Below are 15,525 nucleotides of genomic sequence, written 5' to 3'. Positions count from 1 at the left end.
AGACTCTTCTGACGCAATGATGTGATGATCGCCAAGAACACCCCTCCTCGCCGCCCTCGCTGGCGCAGCCTGGCTTTACTGGCGCTGTGCCTGGTGCCGCTGCTATGGCCGCTGCATCACCTGGCTGAGCGCTATTACCGGCAAGAGTTGGCCTCGCAGAACCGGCAGACCCTCGACCTGTATGTCGCCAACCTGCTGGGCACGCTGCACCGCTATGAAACCTTGCCGCAGATCCTTGGCGATTTGCCAGCCCTGCGCGGGGTGCTGGCCGACCCGTTTCGCCTGGAAGCGGTCACCAATGCCAACCGCCTGCTGAAAAACATCGTGCAGCAGACCGGCGCCGAGGTGATGTACCTCATGGACGTCAGCGGCAATACCCTGGCGGCCTCAAACTGGGACAAACACGACAGCTTCGTAGGGCGCAACTTCGCGTTTCGCCCCTACTTCAACGAAGCCATGGCCGGGCACCTCGGTCGTTTCTTCGGCCAGGGCACAACGTCCGCGAAGCGGGGTTATTTCTTCGCCGCCGCCGTACGCGACGGCGAACGCACCGTCGGTGTGCTGGTGGTCAAGGTTGACCTCGATCATACCGAGACCTTATGGGGCCGCACGCCCGAGCAACTGTTGCTGACCGATCACAACGGCGTGGTCATCCTCACGTCACGCCCGGAGTGGCGTTTTCGCGCTACCCGGCCGCTGACCGCAGCCGAGCGCCAGGCCATCATCGCCATCCAGCCGTACCCAACCCAGGCCCCCCAGCCGCTGGTGATCAGTGACGATGCCTGGATCACCCAGACCCGGGCCATTCCAGAAACCGGCTGGCAGGTCAGCATACTTGCGCCGCGCATCCTGGTGGACCGCTCCGCGCAAACGGTCACGGCCATCGGTGCCGGCGCTCTGCTGGTCATCGTGCTGCTGACCGGCCTGGTGATGCAGCGGCGCCGTCATTATATGGACCGCATCGATTTCGAGGCCCGCGGGCGCCAGCAACTCGAACAGCGGGTGGCCGAGCGTACCGCCGACCTCGAAGGGCTCAATGCGCGCCTCAAAAGCGCCGTGCTCGAACGTGAGAATGCCCAGCAGGAGGCCGTGAGGGCCCAGGACGAACTGGTGCAGGCAGGCAAGCTGTCGGTGCTGGGCACCATGTCGGCGAGTATCAGCCATGAGCTCAACCAGCCCCTGGCAGCCATTCGCAGCTATGCCGAAAACGCCGAGATCCTGTTGGACCACCAACGTACCGAAGACGCGCGCGGCAACCTGAAACTGATCGGCGAGCTGACCGGGCGCATGGCCTCGATCATTGCCCACCTGCGCGCCTTTGCCCGCCGCGACCGCCACGCTCCAGAAAGCGTAGCCCTGCAACCGGCCCTGGACGACGCCCTGGCCCTGCTTGCCAAACGTCGCCGGGCAATGGCGGTTGAGCTGGTGCGCGACCTGCCGGAAGCCACGCTGTGGGTACAGGCGGGCGAAACCCGCCTGCGCCAGGTACTGGGCAACTTGCTGGCCAATGCCCTGGACGCGTTGACCGAGAAGGCCAACCCGCGCCGGCTGTGGATAAGTGCCGAACAGCAGGACGATTGCGTTTATCTCTCCATTCGCGACAACGGCCCCGGCTTCAGCCGTCAGGCACTGGAGCATGCCATGGAGCCCTTTTTCACCACCAAGACCCGCACCCAGGGGCTGGGCTTGGGCCTGGCCATCTGTGACAGCCTGATGCGCACCCTAGGGGGTGAGCTGCTGCTGGCCAACCACCCCGAGGGCGGTGCGTTGCTGACCTTGAAAATGCGCGTAGCCCCACCGGGTGCCACCTTGCCCAATTCAGAGGATTCTTCGGCATGAGCCCCGAGACACTGATCGACAGTCTCGCCCAGGTGATCCTGGTCGACGACGACGCACACCTGCGCCAGGCCCTGAGCCAGACGCTGGACCTGGCCGGGCTCAAGGTCGTGGCATTGGCCGATGCCCATGGTCTGGCCGAGCGTATCCCGGCAGACTGGCCAGGCGTTGTAGTCAGCGATATCCGCATGCCGGGTATCGATGGCCTGCAGCTGCTTGAGCAATTGCATGGCCTGGACAGCGAGCTACCGGTGCTGTTGATCACCGGGCACGGCGATGTCCCGTTGGCGGTACAAGCCATGCGCGCCGGTGCCTACGACTTCCTGGAAAAGCCCTTCGCCAGCGACGCCCTGCTCGACAGCGTGCGCCGCGCCCTGGCACTGCGCCAATTAGTGCTGGAGAACCGCAGCCTGCGCATGGCATTGAGCGACCGCCAGCAACTGGCCACACGTTTGGTGGGCCAGTCTGCGGCCATGCAGCGTCTGCGCGAGCAGATCGGCGCACTGGCCGGCACGCGAGCCGACGTATTGATCCTTGGTGAGACCGGGGCTGGCAAGGAAGTGGTCGCCCGCGCCCTGCACGACCTGTCGAGCCGCCGGGACGGGCCCTTCGTGGCCATCAACGCTGGCGCTTTGGCCGAATCGGTAGTCGAGAGCGAGCTGTTTGGCCATGAGCCCGGCGCCTTCACGGGCGCGCAAAAACGCCGCATCGGCAAATTCGAATTTGCCAATGGCGGTACGTTGTTCCTCGATGAAATCGAAAGCATGAGCCTGGATGTGCAGGTAAAGCTGTTGCGCATGCTGCAGGAGCGCGTCGTCGAGCGGTTGGGTGGCAATCAGCTGATACCGCTGGACATCCGCATCATCGCCGCCACCAAGGAAGACCTGCGCCAGGCCGCCGACCAGGGGCGTTTTCGCGCCGACCTGTATTACCGCCTGAACGTCGCGCCCTTGCGCATTCCGCCGCTGCGCGAACGTGGCGACGACATCCTGATGCTCTTCCAGCATTTCGCCGATGCCGCCAGTCAGCGCCATGGCCTGGGGCCGCACGCCCTGCAACCCGCGCAACGGGCTTTGCTGCTGCGCCATGACTGGCCGGGCAACGTGCGCGAACTGCAAAACGCGGCCGAGCGCTTCGCCCTCGGGCTGGAACTGGCGCTCGATGGCCAGGCGCCGCCTGCAACCCACGCTCCCGCCCCCGTCACCGGCAACCTGAGCGAGCAGGTCGAGCACTTCGAGCGCTCGTTGATCACGGCCGAACTGGCTCAGCCGCACGGCTCGCTGCGTAGCCTGGCCGAAGCGCTGGGTGTTCCACGCAAGACGCTGCACGACAAGTTGCGCAAGCATGGCCTGAGCTTCGAAGGCGGCGGCGGTGGCCATGACGACCATGAGGAAACCCGTTGATGAGCAAACCGATTCACCCTCTGCAGACAGTGCTTCACTCCGATATTCCATTGACCCGGGACATGGGCCTGGAGGTACTGGACTGGCAACAGCATACCCTGCGCCTGCAACTGCCCTTGGCCGCCAACGTCAACCACAAGAACACCATGTTCGGCGGCAGCCTCTACTGCGCAGCGGTACTGGCCGGCTGGGGCTGGTTGCACCTGCGGCTACAGGAACTGGGCATCGATGATGGGCACATCGTCATTCAGGAGGGGCAGATCAGCTACCCGCTGCCGGTTACCGGCGCTGCCGTGGCCAGTTGCGCTGCTCCGGACGAGAAGGCCTGGTCGCGATTCCTGGCAATGTATCAGCGGCGTGGGCGGGCACGGCTGACGCTGGAAACAACGGTGAGCAATGTGGGCAGTGATGAAGTGGCGGTGATGTTCAGCGGGCAGTATGTGTTGCACAGGTGAGCGGCGGGTTGATCGCGGGAGATCAACAGGCGGTCTTGACGCCGCGAATCTGGGGCCGCTTTGCGGCCCATCGCGGCCGGTCCGGCGCCCCGGCAAGGCCGCTCCTACAGGGGGAGCGACTGCCTAGCGGCACATCTGAAGGCTGGCCGATTTCCGGGTAGGAGCGGCCTCGTGCCGCGATGGGCCGCAAAGCGGCCCCTTCGGTCCTCTACCCATGAACAATTTCAACCCCTAAAGCCACACTTACCCTCGCCAATCAAACGAGCCCAAGCAAGGCCTCTCGCCAGCCAGCCCCCGCCGGCAGGGCAAGGAAGTAGGGATTGAGCAACGATTCGCGCGCCGGATACCGGAAGGGTTGGCCGTCGACCTCGATCACCTCGCCCCCGGCACCCTCGACCACACCCTGAGCAGCCGCCGTGTCCCACTGGGAGGTCGGCGCCAAGCGTGGGTAGCAGTCGGCGCTGCCTTCGGCCAACAGGCAGAACTTCAGTGAACTGCCCACCGAAACCAGCTCAAGCGGCCCCACAGCAGCACTCAACCCGTTCAGCAAAGCCTCTTGCCGAGGGCTGGAGTGCCGGCGGCTGGCAACCACGGTGAACGGCGACCCGGCAGGCGGGATGGCGCGTACCTGGATGGCCTGCGCGGTTTCACCCCGCTCCGCTCGCCAGGCACCCAGTGCCCGCCCTCCAAAGTAGCAACGCCCCGAAGTGGGCATCGATACTACCCCGAACACCACCTCGCCCTGATCGATCAAGGCAATATTGACCGTGAATTCCTCGCTGCCGGCAATGAACTCCTTGGTGCCGTCGAGCGGGTCGACCAACCACCAACGGCGCCACGTCTGGCGCTCCGCCAACGGGATATCGCAGTCTTCTTCGGACAGGACGGGAATGTGCGGGGCCAGGGCCTGCAAGCCCTCTGCAATCACCTGGTGTGCTGCCAAGTCGGCAGCCGTGACGGGCGAGTCGTCGGCCTTGTTGACGACGGCCACATCAGCGCGCCAGAACGGCAGGATCGCCTCGCCCGCCGACAGCGCCAACGTCACCACGTCCTGCATCAATTGCTGATCGTTCATGGTGCCAGTACCCCGCGCTGGATCAGCAGGTCACGCGCCAGGTACAAGGCAGCCAGCGCACGCCCTTCGCTGAACTGCGGGTGCATGGCCAAGGCCGACAGCTCCCGCAGGTTGACCTTGTCCACGCCCATCGGCTCCGGCTCATCGCCCTCCAGCCGTTCCTCATACAGGTCGGTGGCCAGTACCACCTGGATCTTCTGGCTCATGTAGCCCGGGGACAGGGAAAGCTCGGTCAGGTGCTCCAGTTGCCGTGCACCAAAGCCGGCTTCTTCCTTGAGCTCCCGGTCAGCTGCCGCCAGCACGTCCTCGCCCGGTTCGATCAAGCCCTTGGGTAGCGACAGTTCATATTCGTCAGTCCCACCGCAGTACTCTTCCACCAGTACAGCGTGCTCGGCATCGAGCATGGCCACGATCATCACCGCACCATAGCCATTGCCCCGGCCCACCAGCCGCTCGTAGGTGCGTTCCACGCCGTTGCTGAAGCGCAACTCGACGGCCTCGACTCGGAACAGGCGGCTGCTGGCGACGATCTCGCGGCTGAGGACGGTAGGTTTCTGGCGCATGGGGGGCTCCTTGGCGTGAACGGGTTACTATACCGTGGCTTGCCGACCGAACGAGAGTTTCCCATGCCTGTTCTTCCCTGGTCCGCCATCGATACCGTCCTGCTGGACATGGATGGCACACTGCTCGACCTGCATTACGACAACCGCTTCTGGCTGGAGCACCTGCCGCAGCGCTATGCAGAGCTGCACGGCGTGAGCCGGGCGATGGCACAGCTGGAACTCGAGCCGCTGTTCGAGCGCAACGCCGGTACCTTGAACTGGTATTGCCTGGACTTCTGGAGCCGTGAGCTGCGCCTGCCGATCCGCGAGCTCAAGCGCGAAATCGCCGACCTGATCGCCTTGCGGCCCGATGCCGATACCTTTCTGGCCGCGATCAGCCAGGCAGGCAAGCGGGTGATCATGATCACCAATGCACACCGCGATTCACTCTCGCTCAAGCTCGAACGCATCGAACTGGCACCCTACTTCGACCGCATGATCAGCTCCCACGACTACGGGTTTCCCAAGGAGAGCCCGCAGTTCTGGGATGCCTTGCAGGCCGATATCGGCTTTGAACCTGCCCGCAGCCTGTTCATCGACGACACGCTGCCCATTTTGCGCAGTGCCCGGCAATTCGGCGTGGCCCACTTGCTGGCGGTGCGCCAGCCGGACAGCCAGGCGCAGCCTCGAGACACCGCAGAGTTCGCAGCTGTCGAAGACTATCGGGAATTGCTGAACGGTCTTTGAACGCAAACCCGCGCCATGGGCGCGGGTTGCGGTGACAAGCCTCTGGATGGGCCTATCGGTTACTCGGGAATACGCAGCACCTGGCCCGGATAGATCTTGTTCGGATCCGACAGCATGGGCTTGTTGGCCTCGAAGATCTTCTGGTACTTGTTGGCATCGCCGTAGACCTTCTTGGAGATGGCGCTGAGGGTATCGCCCTTCTCCACGGTCACGAAGCGCGCAGCCTGGGCTACGGGGCCGGTGACGGTGATCTGGTCGTCGACGCTGGCCACGCCTTCAATGTTGCCGGCTGCCAGAATGATCTTCTCTTTCTCTTCCTGGCTGGCCACCTCGCCCTTGAGGGTGACCTTGTCGCCTTCCACGGTGGCGGTGATGTTGGGGTTACCCAACCCGACGTTTTCGACGTGCTTCTTCAACTGCTCCTCGGCCTTGGCATTGCCGGGGGTCAGCAGATCGATCAACTTCTCGCCTGCTTCCTTCACAAAGCTGAATAGACTCATGACGCTCTCCTTGTTGATGTGAAACCGTTGGACAGTGAAGTCTGGGCCAAGACTCAATCGGTCATCGCACTGCGACCTATCGACGCGGTCTATCACGGCATAGACCCTAGCAATTAGACGTCGCCGGCAGGCAAGCCTAGGCTTGTAGCCTCAGTAAGCCGGCGCCCGTCGCCGATCAAGAGCACGCCTGGATGAACAGCAAGCCACCGCTGTGTGCGGCATCGTTACCGTTAGCCATGCCCGCCGCCAGCACTACCTATGATTACGTCCAGCTCGGCGATGGCCAGCCCGGCAGAACGCCACTGGCCGAAGAAGTCGCCCTGGCGATCGTGTACAACGGCCTGAACCAGGCCGTCATGCTCGTCAGCCCGACCGACCTGGAAGATTTTGCCGTTGGCTTCAGTGTGGGCAGCGGCATCGTTGAAAGCACTGCCGAAATCTACGACGTCAAACTGTCGGGAAGCGGCGCTTCGATGTATGCAGACCTGGAAATCTCCAGCCGCGCCTTCTGGAACCTGAAGAACCAACGCCGCCAACTGGCCGGCACCAGCGGCTGTGGCCTGTGCGGCGTCGAAGCCCTGGAGCAGGCGCTGCCGGACCTGGCCAAATTGCCGGGCGCACCGTTGCCGCCTGCAAAGTGGCTGGTCGGCCTGCGCCAGCGGATCGACGCCTTTCAGCCGCTGGGCCAGCACTGCGGCGCCGTGCATGCGGCCTTGTTCATGGACCGCTATGGCGAACTGCTGCTGGGCCGCGAAGACATTGGCCGGCACAACGCCCTCGACAAGCTCATTGGCGCACTGTTGCGTCAGGGTATCGACAGCGACGGCGGCCTGGCCATCGTCACCAGCCGTTGCAGCCTGGAATTGATCCAGAAGGTGCTGCGTGCCGGCATCCAGACCCTGGTCAGCCTGTCGGCGCCTACGGGCCTGGCCCTGCAATGGGCACGCAGGCACAACCTCAACCTCATTCATTTGCCCAAACACAGCGCACCGCGGGTCTACAGCCCGGCGGCGGAGTCGTAACAGCCGTGACCTCGTACCAGCCTATTCCGAAAAACGCCCCAGCCTCCTCCCCTCGCTACAAGCCCTACCACGGCCCTGCCGGCGGCTGGGGTGCACTGCGCAGCGTGGCCAAAGCCTGGGTGGGCAGCGACAACCCGCTGAAGAACATCCGTGCCCTGCTCAAGACCAACCAGAACGGCGGCTTTGACTGCCCAGGTTGTGCCTGGGGCGACTCGCCTGAAAGCGGCATGGTCAAGTTTTGCGAAAACGGCGCCAAGGCGGTCAACTGGGAAGCCACCAAACGCCGCGTCGACGCTGCCTTCTTCGCCCGCTACAGCGTCACCTCGTTGCTGCAGCAAAGCGATTACTGGCTGGAGTACCAAGGCCGACTGACCGAGCCGATGGTGTACGACGCCGCCACTGATCGCTACCAGCCCATCAGCTGGGACGCCGCGTTCGCCCTCATCGGCCGAGAGCTGAACAAGCTCGCAAGCCCTGACCAGGCCGAGTTCTACACCTCCGGGCGCGCCAGCAACGAAGCGGCGTACCTCTACCAGCTCTTCGTGCGCGCCTACGGCACCAACAACTTCCCGGACTGCTCGAACATGTGCCACGAGGCCAGCGGTGTGGCGCTGGGGCAGAGCGTGGGGGTGGGCAAGGGTACCGTCACGTTCGAGGATTTCGAGCACGCCGACGCGATCTTCGTCTGGGGCCAGAACCCGGGCACCAACCACCCGCGCATGCTGGACCCGCTGCGCGATGCAGTGAAACGCGGTGCGCAGGTGGTGTGCATCAACCCGCTCAAGGAGCGCGGCCTGGAACGCTTCCAGCACCCGCAAAACCCGCTGGAGATGCTGACCAACAGCGACCGCCCCACCAACACCGCGTTCTTCCGCCCGGCCCTGGGTGGCGACATGGCCATGCTGCGCGGCATGGCCAAGTTCGCCCTGCAATGGGAGCGTGAAGCGCAGGCCAAGGGTGAGCCGGCGGTCTTCGACCACGCCTTCATCGCCGAGCACGGGCACGGTCTGGACGACTACCTGGCGGTGGTCGATGCCACGCCTTGGGCGCATATCCAGCAGCAGTCGGGCTTGGCACTCGAAGACATCGAACTGGCCGCCCGCATGTACTGCCGAAGCCAACGCGTGATCATGTGCTGGGCCATGGGCATCACCCAGCACCGTCATTCGGTGCCGACCATCCAGGAACTGGTCAACCTGCAAATGCTGCGCGGCAACATCGGCGCGCCAGGGGCCGGGCTGTGCCCGGTTCGCGGTCACAGCAACGTGCAGGGCGACCGCACCATGGGTATCAACGAGCGTCCGCCGGCCGCCCTGCTCGACGCCATCGAAGCGCGCTTCGGCTTCCCGGTGCCGCGCAAGAACGGGCACAACACCGTCGAAGCCATCCATGCCATGCTCCAAGGGCACGCCAAGGTGTTCATCGGACTAGGCGGCAACTTCGCACAGGCCACACCCGACACCGAACGCACGGCGCGAGCGCTGCGCAACTGCGAACTGACCGTGCACATCAGCACCAAGCTCAACCGCAGCCACCTGGTTCACGGCAAGCAGGCGCTTATCCTGCCTTGCCTGGGCCGTACCGACATCGACATGCAAGCGGACGGGCCTCAAGCGGTCACCGTCGAAGACTCGTTCAGCATGGTCCACGGCTCCAACGGCCAGCTCAAGCCACTGTCCCGGCACATGCGGTCTGAGCCCGCGGTCATCGCTGGCATCGCTGCTGCCACCCTGGGCAAACACCCTGTGGACTGGCAATGGCTGGTGGCCGACTACGACCGTATTCGAGCTCTGATCGCCGACACCATTGCAGGCTTCTCTGATTTCAATCAGCGCATGCGGCAGCCTGGGGGATTCTACCTGGGCAATAGCGCCGGCCGGCGCGAGTGGGCCACGGCCAATGGCCGCGCAAACTTCAAGGCCAACCTGCTGCCAGATTCGCTGCTTGACGAGCGCGTGCGTGCCAGCGGCCAGGTGCCGGACTTGGTGTTGCAATCGATGCGCTCGCACGATCAGTACAACACCACCATCTATGGCCTGGACGACCGTTACCGAGGCGTGCGCGGCCAGCGCGACGTGTTGTTCGCCAACGAAGCCGACATCGTTCGGCTGGGCTTCAAGCCTGGCCAGAAGGTCGACATCGTTTCACTGTGGGGGGATGAGCATGTTCGCCGAGTGCGCGGCTTTACCCTGCTGGCGTTCGACATACCTGCCGGGCAGGCAGCGGCCTATTATCCAGAAGTGAACCCGCTGGTACCGCTGGAGAGCGTTGGCGAGGGTAGCCACACGCCAACGTCCAAGTTCATTGCCATCAAGCTGGAACGCGCCGAGGACGACGGACGAATTCTCTGAATGAAAAAGCCCTGGTCCAATGCAGGATCAGGGCTATGTCACAAGAGCATAAGACCGCAGAAAAAAGACAAAGTTTCACTTATAAATCAACGAGTTGACGAATTGTGTACAACCCGTGCAATTCGTCGGATATTCGTTGCCACTGGACGCAGATAGAAGCACATTCGCCTCGTCATCCCTTTGAGGCTCTCTTGAATGAAGAAGTACTCCTCGATTCTGTTGTTGTCTTTTGGCTTGCTCAGCGGCGTTGCCATGGCAGGCGGCTCCACCGAGGCCGGCATTGGCGGCGCATTGGGTGGGGTACTGGGCTCAGTCGTAGGCCAGTCCATCGGTGGTAGCACTGGCGGCGCCATTGGCGCAGGCCTGGGCGGCGCCGCCGGCAGTGCGGTCGGCGCCGACAAGCGTCAGCGCGGCGAAGCGGCCATCGGCGGTGCGCTCGGCGCAGCAGGCGGCAACGTAGTAGGCCGTAGCGTTGGCGGCACCACCGGCAGCTACATTGGTGCAGCCGCTGGCGGTGGCGCAGGCGGTGCCCTTGGCAACTATATGGGCAACAAGGCCGATCAGGATGATCGCCGCGACCATCGCCGCTACCGCCGCGACTACGACGACCGTCGTCACTGGGACCGTGGTCACCATTATGGCCACCGCAAGCACGGCCGCCATCGCCACCCTTGATGAGTCAGGGTAGCCGCTGCGCATAGAACCCCGCCTTGATGGCGGGGTTTTTATTGAGCCCGCTCTGCAAGCGTCGCTAACCTCGCTGCCAATTGCGCCGGTAGCGCTACCGGCTGGCCACTGGCTCGGTCAATGAACACCTGCACCACCGTCCCCACCGCACAAGCCTGGGCCTCACCAGGGCGATAGAGCGCCAGCCGGTACTCCACGGTGCTCCCAGCCAGACGCGTCACCCCCAGCGCCACCTCCAGTACGTCCGGAAAGCCCGGCAGGGCGTAGAAGTCTGCCGCCGAGGTGACCACAAACGCCGCCAGTTCGCCGTCGCGCAGGTCCAGTTCCGCGTGCTCAATCAGAAAAGACTGGATGGTCGTTTCAAAGTACGCATGCACGGTCGAGCCGGCGATATGGCCGTTGGCGTCGTTGTCTTGCGCGCGGGTCAGGATCGGATGCACGTGGGAAAAGGCAGTACGCTGGGGAGGCTGGATCATCGGGCGGGCTCGCGGCTTCACATTGGGTGTACACAGTGAACCAGAAAATGAGCCGCTTGATCGAATTAACCCTTTTGAAGCCGCCAGCAAAAAGCCGCCCCTAAGGACTAATGCTGTTCACTTAAGATCGTTGGGGCCGTTTCACGGCCCATCGCGGCACAAGGCCGCTCCCACCCTGACTGCGTGGCGCTTGAGTTAAGGGCTCACAGGACAGTGTGGGAGCGGTCTTGTGCCGCGACGGGTCGCGAAGCGGCCCCAAGTGAACAGCATTCGCCCCGAAGGGCGGCTCTTTTAATACAACCTGCTTCAGCTTACAGCTGAGGACCCGCAGCCTTGATGGCGTCGGATACGTCGAACTTCTTGAAGTTTTCGATGAACAGGTTAGCCAGGCCTTTGGCGGCTTCGTCGTAGGCAGCCTTGTCAGCCCAGTTGGTGCGCGGGTTGAGCAGGTCAGTCTCGACGCCTGGTACCGACTTCGGCACGTCCAGGTTGATGATGTCCAGGTGCTCGGTTTCAGCACCGACCAACGCGCCGCTCTGGATGGCAGCGATCACGGCACGGGTGGTCGGAATGCTGAAGCGCTTGCCCACACCGTAGCCACCGCCCGTCCAGCCGGTGTTGACCAGGTAGACCTTGGAGTTGAAGCCGTTGATGCGCTTGATCAGCAGCTCGGCGTACTCACCAGCAGGGCGCGGGAAGAACGGCGCGCCGAAGCAGGTGGAGAAGGTCGACTTGATGCCGCCGCCCGAGCCCATTTCGGTGGAACCGACCAGCGCGGTGTAGCCGGACAGGAAGTGGTAGGCCGCCTGCTCGTTGTTCAGGATCGATACGGGCGGCAGTACGCCAGTCAGGTCGCAGGTCAGGAAGATGACCGCGTTCGGCTCGCCACCCAGGTTAGCCTCGGAGCGCTTGGCCACGTGTTCCAGCGGGTAGGCGGCGCGGCTGTTCTGGGTCAGGCTGACGTCGCTGTAATCGGCGTGCTTGTTGGCATCGAGCACGACGTTTTCCAGGACGGCGCCATGCTTGATGGCTTTCCAGATGACCGGCTCGTTCTTCTCGGACAGGTCGATGCACTTGGCGTAGCAGCCACCTTCCATGTTGAAGACGACACCTTCACCCCAACCGTGCTCGTCGTCACCGATCAGGTAACGGCTCTCGTCGGCCGACAGCGTGGTCTTGCCGGTGCCGGACAGACCGAAGAACAGGGTGACATCACCCTCTTCGCCGATGTTGGCCGCGCAGTGCATTGGCAATACGTCGGCAGCCGGCAGCAGGAAGTTCTGTACCGAGAACATGGCTTTCTTCATTTCGCCAGCGTAACGCATGCCAGCGATCAGCACTTTCTTCTGGGCGAAGTTGATGATCACGCAACCATCGGAGTTGGTGCCATCACGCTCAGGCTCGCAGACGAAGTTGGCGACGTTGAGGATCTGCCACTCGCCACGGCCAGCCGGGTTGAACTGCTCCGGGTTGATGAACAGGCAACGCCCGAACAGGTTCTGCCAGGCTGTCTGGGTCGTCATCTTGACCGGCAGGTAGTGCTCGGCCGCCGCCCCTACGTGGACGTAGGAAACGAAGTGATCCTGGGCGTTGTTAAACGCCTCGACGCGGTCCCACAGGGCATCGAACTTGTCGGCCGGGAACTTGCGGTTGATCGGGCCCCAGGCGATGGCGTCCTGGGTGGAAGGTTCTTCGACGATGAAACGGTCAGCCGGGGAACGGCCGGTACGGTGGCCGGTCTCCACGACCAGTGCACCCGTGTCGGCTAGTACACCTTCACCGCGTTGCAGCGCTTCTTTTACCAGCTCATCGACGCTCAGGTCGGTGTACACGGTGTTGTTGGCTTGCGTCATGAGATACCCCATCCGGCCCGAGGCCGAGTGCTCCAAACGTTTTGTAGTCGTTTCAGAAAAACTACTACAGCGAAAAAAGTGGCCGGATTATGCCAGAAACGCCCAAAAAAAGTAGGCCCCTCCTGTCAGAACCGAGCTTTTGCGCAATTCGACAGGAGAATCTCCTGTAGTGAAACGTTTCAGTGAAGAGTTTCTGAGGCAGAGTCCGTGCCGCCGCCGGCAAAGAGCTGTGCGACATCGCTGGCATCGAAGAAATACCGCTCATTGCAGAACTGGCAGTCGATCTCCACCGTACCCCCGCATTCCTCTACCAACGCCTTGGCATCGGCTTCACCCAGGCTTACCAGCGCATTGCCGGAACGCTCGCGCGAGCAGCTGCAGTTGAAGCGCAGGGGCTGGACGTCGAACAGGCGCACGGCATCTTCGTGGTACAGGCGGTGCAGCAGGGTTTCGTTGGCTTCGGCCCACTCTTGCGGCTTGAGGGTCTTGGCCAGGGCAACTACATGCTGCCAGCTGTCTTCACGTTCCTCGTCGTCGGGCTGACGGTCGCGCGGCAGTTGCTGCAGCAGCAGGCCACGGGCCTTGCCCGCCTCGGCGTGCAGCCAGAACCGAGTGTTCAGCTGCTGGGATTGCACGAAGTAATTGGTGAAGCATTCCGAGAGGTCGGCACCGTCGAGCTCGACAGTGCCCTGGTAGCGCTGGCCCCTGACCGGATCGATGGTCAGCGTCAGGTGCCCGCCTGGCATCAGATTGGACAGGGTGGCATCGGCTGCAATCTGGTCGGCCTCGTAGCGGGCCATGCCGCGGATGTCTCGGTCCCCGGAGCACTCGACCATCAGCAATGGAATAGGCCCTTCCGAGCGCGCCTGCAGGATCAGCAGGCCGTCGAACTTGAGGGCACCGACCAGCAGCGCGGTGGCGGCCATCAGCTCGCCGAGCAAGGTCTTGACCGGCGCCGGGTACTCGTGACGCGCCAACACCGCGGCGTAGCTGTCATCGAGAGACACCCACTCGCCGCGCACATCGCGCTCGTCGAAGATGAAACGTTGGGTGAAATCTGTATCTGGCAAATCGCTCATGGTTGTCTGGCTATCTGAAAATAATGACAAGATAATTGCCGGGATTTGCAATCCCGTCGTCGAGCGTTTCGGGCGCTCATTCCCGTTAGGAGATCGAGGTATCTTATGGACAATCGACCACTGTTCCAAGCGAGGTGGTCCTGGGGGCCATTGGTAGCCTGTACGCTACTGCCCATAGCACTACTGTGTTTCTGGTTATGGCCTGTTGGCCAGATGCTGTGCCTGACATTCGACGAATGGCTGTTCCACAGCCTCAACGCACCGCTGGCTGAAAGCACCGCCTGGCGCTACATCTGGACCGTCGGCAGCCTGCGCCCGTTCGACATCGTCGTCGGCCTGATCCTGCTGGCCACGCTGATCCGGGGCGACTGGGTATTCAAGGCCGCCCAGGTTCGCCAGGCATTTTTCGGCTTTCTGGTCACGCTACTGCTCTTAGTGGTGATTCGAGCACTGTTTTCCAAGTGGGTCGACGCTGCCGGTTGGCAACACAACAGCCCATCGATGATGCTCGATGGCGCCGTGCACCTGAGTGACTACTACCCACACCTGGAGGCAACCTGGGAGCTCAAGGACCGTTCCAGCAAGAGCTTCCCGGGCGATCATGCTTCGGTACTGCTCATCTGGGCGCTGTTCATGAGCGTCTTCAGTCGCCGCGTCGGGCAGTACCTGGTGATCTGGGGGCTGGCGGTGCTGTTCATGCTGCCACGCCTGGTCGCTGGCGCACACTGGGGCCAGGATGATTACATCGGCGGCCTGTTGATGGCGGTGCTGGCTCTGGGCTGGAGCCTGTACACGCCCCTGGCGGCCAGAAGCAGTGCTGCGCTGGTGCGCTGGACCGCCCCGCTGTTCAGGCTGCTGGGCAGGTTGCCGTTGGTCGGTCGGATGGCCGTGCTGCGCTAAGCCTGGACCGCCTGGCGGCCCCGGCTACTCGAAGCTTCCGTGCAATTGATGTATCTGGCGGCGCTGCTTCTTGGTCGGCCGCCCATCGGTGGTGACACCGGTGGCACCGGCCTTGCGCAGCGCCGCAGCCTGCTCGCGCCGGCGCACGCTTTCTTCGGTTTCTTCATACAGGGCCTGCGCTTGCGGTGCACCGCGGCGTACGGCCGACAGCGCCTTTACCACCACCGTGCGCTCGTCGAAGCCCGTACGCAGGACGAATTCATCGCCCACCCGCGGCTCCTTGCCCGGTTTGCATCGCTCGCCACGGCAGTGCACCTTGCCACTTTCGATGGCCGCCTTGGCCAGCGCACGCGTCTTGTAGAAACGCGCCGCCCACAGCCATTTGTCCAGGCGAACCTTGTCGTCATCTTCGACTTTCTGTGCCATCCCGATACCTCGAGTTCCGTGATTGGGGGAACTGTACTACCGTAAGCATCGGATGCAAAAATTCCCCGCCATGCTTACAGTTCACTCTCTCATCCGCTGGGTGCGTTTCGTGAAGACATTTGATCATCTGACTGTAATTGGCCTGCGGGAATGGGTAGCCTTGCCCGAGCTGG

15 protein-coding genes are annotated in these 15,525 nt (G+C 63.1%); 8 read left to right on the top strand and 7 right to left on the bottom strand.

The window, feature by feature from the left end:
• Positions 1 to 24 precede the first annotated feature (24 nt).
• The 3 genes from CWR53_RS01115 to CWR53_RS01105 are packed head-to-tail and all read left to right on the top strand — an operon-like array spanning position 25 to position 3,694.
• Positions 25 to 1,839 carry an ATP-binding protein gene (locus tag CWR53_RS01115; protein WP_058605940.1) on the top strand — a complete coding sequence of 605 codons (1,815 nt, stop codon included), beginning with the start codon at positions 25 to 27 and terminating at the stop codon, positions 1,837 to 1,839.
• Positions 1,836 to 3,239 carry a sigma-54 dependent transcriptional regulator gene (locus CWR53_RS01110; protein WP_100850602.1) on the top strand — a complete coding sequence of 468 codons (1,404 nt, stop codon included), beginning with the start codon at positions 1,836 to 1,838 and terminating at the stop codon, positions 3,237 to 3,239. The genes CWR53_RS01115 and CWR53_RS01110 overlap by 4 nt, the downstream gene beginning before the upstream one ends.
• Entirely contained in the window at positions 3,239 to 3,694 is a 456-nt protein-coding gene (locus tag CWR53_RS01105; RefSeq protein WP_058605938.1) for a YiiD C-terminal domain-containing protein, read from the top strand. The genes CWR53_RS01110 and CWR53_RS01105 overlap by 1 nt, the downstream gene beginning before the upstream one ends.
• 256 nt (positions 3,695 to 3,950) lie before the next feature.
• Here the strand turns inward: CWR53_RS01105 and cysQ are convergent, their stop codons facing one another.
• Together cysQ and nudE are read right to left on the bottom strand one after the other, a co-directional pair.
• Positions 3,951 to 4,769 (bottom strand): 3'(2'),5'-bisphosphate nucleotidase CysQ, encoded by an 819-nt coding sequence (gene cysQ, locus CWR53_RS01100; RefSeq protein ID WP_100850601.1) that lies wholly within the window; start codon positions 4,767 to 4,769, stop codon positions 3,951 to 3,953.
• Positions 4,766 to 5,332 (bottom strand): ADP compounds hydrolase NudE, encoded by a 567-nt coding sequence (gene nudE, locus CWR53_RS01095; protein WP_058605999.1) that lies wholly within the window; start codon positions 5,330 to 5,332, stop codon positions 4,766 to 4,768. Before nudE ends, cysQ begins: the two co-directional genes overlap by 4 nt.
• 63 nt (positions 5,333 to 5,395) lie before the next feature.
• Between nudE and yrfG the strand changes: the two genes are divergently transcribed.
• Positions 5,396 to 6,058: a GMP/IMP nucleotidase gene (yrfG, locus tag CWR53_RS01090; RefSeq protein ID WP_100850600.1), complete on the top strand. Its 663-nt coding sequence runs from the start codon at positions 5,396 to 5,398 to the stop codon at positions 6,056 to 6,058.
• A 59-nt stretch (positions 6,059 to 6,117) separates the two neighbouring features.
• Here the strand turns inward: yrfG and lysM are convergent, their stop codons facing one another.
• Positions 6,118 to 6,558, bottom strand: coding sequence for a peptidoglycan-binding protein LysM (gene lysM, locus CWR53_RS01085; protein ID WP_058605997.1), 441 nt, complete (start codon positions 6,556 to 6,558; stop codon positions 6,118 to 6,120).
• A gap of 191 nt (positions 6,559 to 6,749) precedes the next feature.
• Between lysM and fdhD the strand changes: the two genes are divergently transcribed.
• The 3 genes from fdhD (at position 6,750) to CWR53_RS01070 (ending at position 10,606) form a co-directional block, all read left to right on the top strand.
• Complete coding sequence (gene fdhD / locus CWR53_RS01080; RefSeq protein ID WP_100850599.1) at positions 6,750 to 7,580, top strand: formate dehydrogenase accessory sulfurtransferase FdhD; 831 nt, start codon at positions 6,750 to 6,752, stop codon at positions 7,578 to 7,580.
• Positions 7,581 to 7,585: 5 nt separating this feature from the next.
• Entirely contained in the window at positions 7,586 to 9,931 is a 2,346-nt protein-coding gene (locus CWR53_RS01075) for an FdhF/YdeP family oxidoreductase (RefSeq protein WP_100850598.1), read from the top strand.
• A 195-nt stretch (positions 9,932 to 10,126) separates the two neighbouring features.
• Positions 10,127 to 10,606, top strand: a complete 480-nt coding sequence (locus CWR53_RS01070; RefSeq protein ID WP_058605994.1) for a glycine zipper domain-containing protein — start codon at positions 10,127 to 10,129, stop codon at positions 10,604 to 10,606.
• A 50-nt stretch (positions 10,607 to 10,656) separates the two neighbouring features.
• On the opposite strand, the gene CWR53_RS01065 is transcribed toward CWR53_RS01070, so the two are convergent.
• The 3 genes from CWR53_RS01065 to hslO all read right to left on the bottom strand — a co-directional run bounded on the left by CWR53_RS01065 (position 10,657) and on the right by hslO (position 14,026).
• Entirely contained in the window at positions 10,657 to 11,094 is a 438-nt protein-coding gene (locus CWR53_RS01065) for a thioesterase family protein (protein WP_100850597.1), read from the bottom strand.
• A gap of 311 nt (positions 11,095 to 11,405) precedes the next feature.
• Entirely contained in the window at positions 11,406 to 12,947 is a 1,542-nt protein-coding gene (locus CWR53_RS01060) for a phosphoenolpyruvate carboxykinase (RefSeq protein ID WP_023535742.1), read from the bottom strand.
• A 179-nt stretch (positions 12,948 to 13,126) separates the two neighbouring features.
• Complete coding sequence (hslO, locus tag CWR53_RS01050) at positions 13,127 to 14,026, bottom strand: Hsp33 family molecular chaperone HslO (RefSeq protein ID WP_058604728.1); 900 nt, start codon at positions 14,024 to 14,026, stop codon at positions 13,127 to 13,129.
• A 105-nt stretch (positions 14,027 to 14,131) separates the two neighbouring features.
• On the opposite strand from hslO, the gene CWR53_RS01045 reads away from it, so the two are divergent.
• Positions 14,132 to 14,926 (top strand): phosphatase PAP2 family protein, encoded by a 795-nt coding sequence (locus CWR53_RS01045; RefSeq protein ID WP_058604727.1) that lies wholly within the window; start codon positions 14,132 to 14,134, stop codon positions 14,924 to 14,926.
• Between the two features lie 24 nt (positions 14,927 to 14,950).
• On the opposite strand, the gene CWR53_RS01040 is transcribed toward CWR53_RS01045, so the two are convergent.
• Entirely contained in the window at positions 14,951 to 15,352 is a 402-nt protein-coding gene (locus tag CWR53_RS01040; RefSeq protein WP_058604726.1) for an RNA-binding S4 domain-containing protein, read from the bottom strand.
• Between the last annotated feature and the right edge of the window lie 173 nt (positions 15,353 to 15,525).

This window comes from Pseudomonas sp. SGAir0191, from assembly GCF_002812565.2.
GTDB lineage: Bacteria > Pseudomonadota > Gammaproteobacteria > Pseudomonadales > Pseudomonadaceae > Aquipseudomonas > Aquipseudomonas parafulva_B.
This window is presented reverse-complemented; position numbering and strand designations above follow the sequence as displayed.

Coding starts and splice junctions, on each gene's coding strand:
- CWR53_RS01115 (WP_058605940.1), top strand. CDS start 25: ATGATCGCCAAGAACACCCCTCCTCGCCGCCCTCGCTGGCGCAGCCTG.
- CWR53_RS01110 (WP_100850602.1), top strand. CDS start 1,836: ATGAGCCCCGAGACACTGATCGACAGTCTCGCCCAGGTGATCCTGGTC.
- CWR53_RS01105 (WP_058605938.1), top strand. CDS start 3,239: ATGAGCAAACCGATTCACCCTCTGCAGACAGTGCTTCACTCCGATATT.
- cysQ (WP_100850601.1), bottom strand. CDS start 4,769: ATGAACGATCAGCAATTGATGCAGGACGTGGTGACGTTGGCGCTGTCG.
- nudE (WP_058605999.1), bottom strand. CDS start 5,332: ATGCGCCAGAAACCTACCGTCCTCAGCCGCGAGATCGTCGCCAGCAGC.
- yrfG (WP_100850600.1), top strand. CDS start 5,396: ATGCCTGTTCTTCCCTGGTCCGCCATCGATACCGTCCTGCTGGACATG.
- lysM (WP_058605997.1), bottom strand. CDS start 6,558: ATGAGTCTATTCAGCTTTGTGAAGGAAGCAGGCGAGAAGTTGATCGAT.
- fdhD (WP_100850599.1), top strand. CDS start 6,750: ATGAACAGCAAGCCACCGCTGTGTGCGGCATCGTTACCGTTAGCCATG.
- CWR53_RS01070 (WP_058605994.1), top strand. CDS start 10,127: ATGAAGAAGTACTCCTCGATTCTGTTGTTGTCTTTTGGCTTGCTCAGC.
- CWR53_RS01065 (WP_100850597.1), bottom strand. CDS start 11,094: ATGATCCAGCCTCCCCAGCGTACTGCCTTTTCCCACGTGCATCCGATC.
- CWR53_RS01060 (WP_023535742.1), bottom strand. CDS start 12,947: ATGACGCAAGCCAACAACACCGTGTACACCGACCTGAGCGTCGATGAG.
- hslO (WP_058604728.1), bottom strand. CDS start 14,026: ATGAGCGATTTGCCAGATACAGATTTCACCCAACGTTTCATCTTCGAC.
- CWR53_RS01045 (WP_058604727.1), top strand. CDS start 14,132: ATGGACAATCGACCACTGTTCCAAGCGAGGTGGTCCTGGGGGCCATTG.
- CWR53_RS01040 (WP_058604726.1), bottom strand. CDS start 15,352: ATGGCACAGAAAGTCGAAGATGACGACAAGGTTCGCCTGGACAAATGG.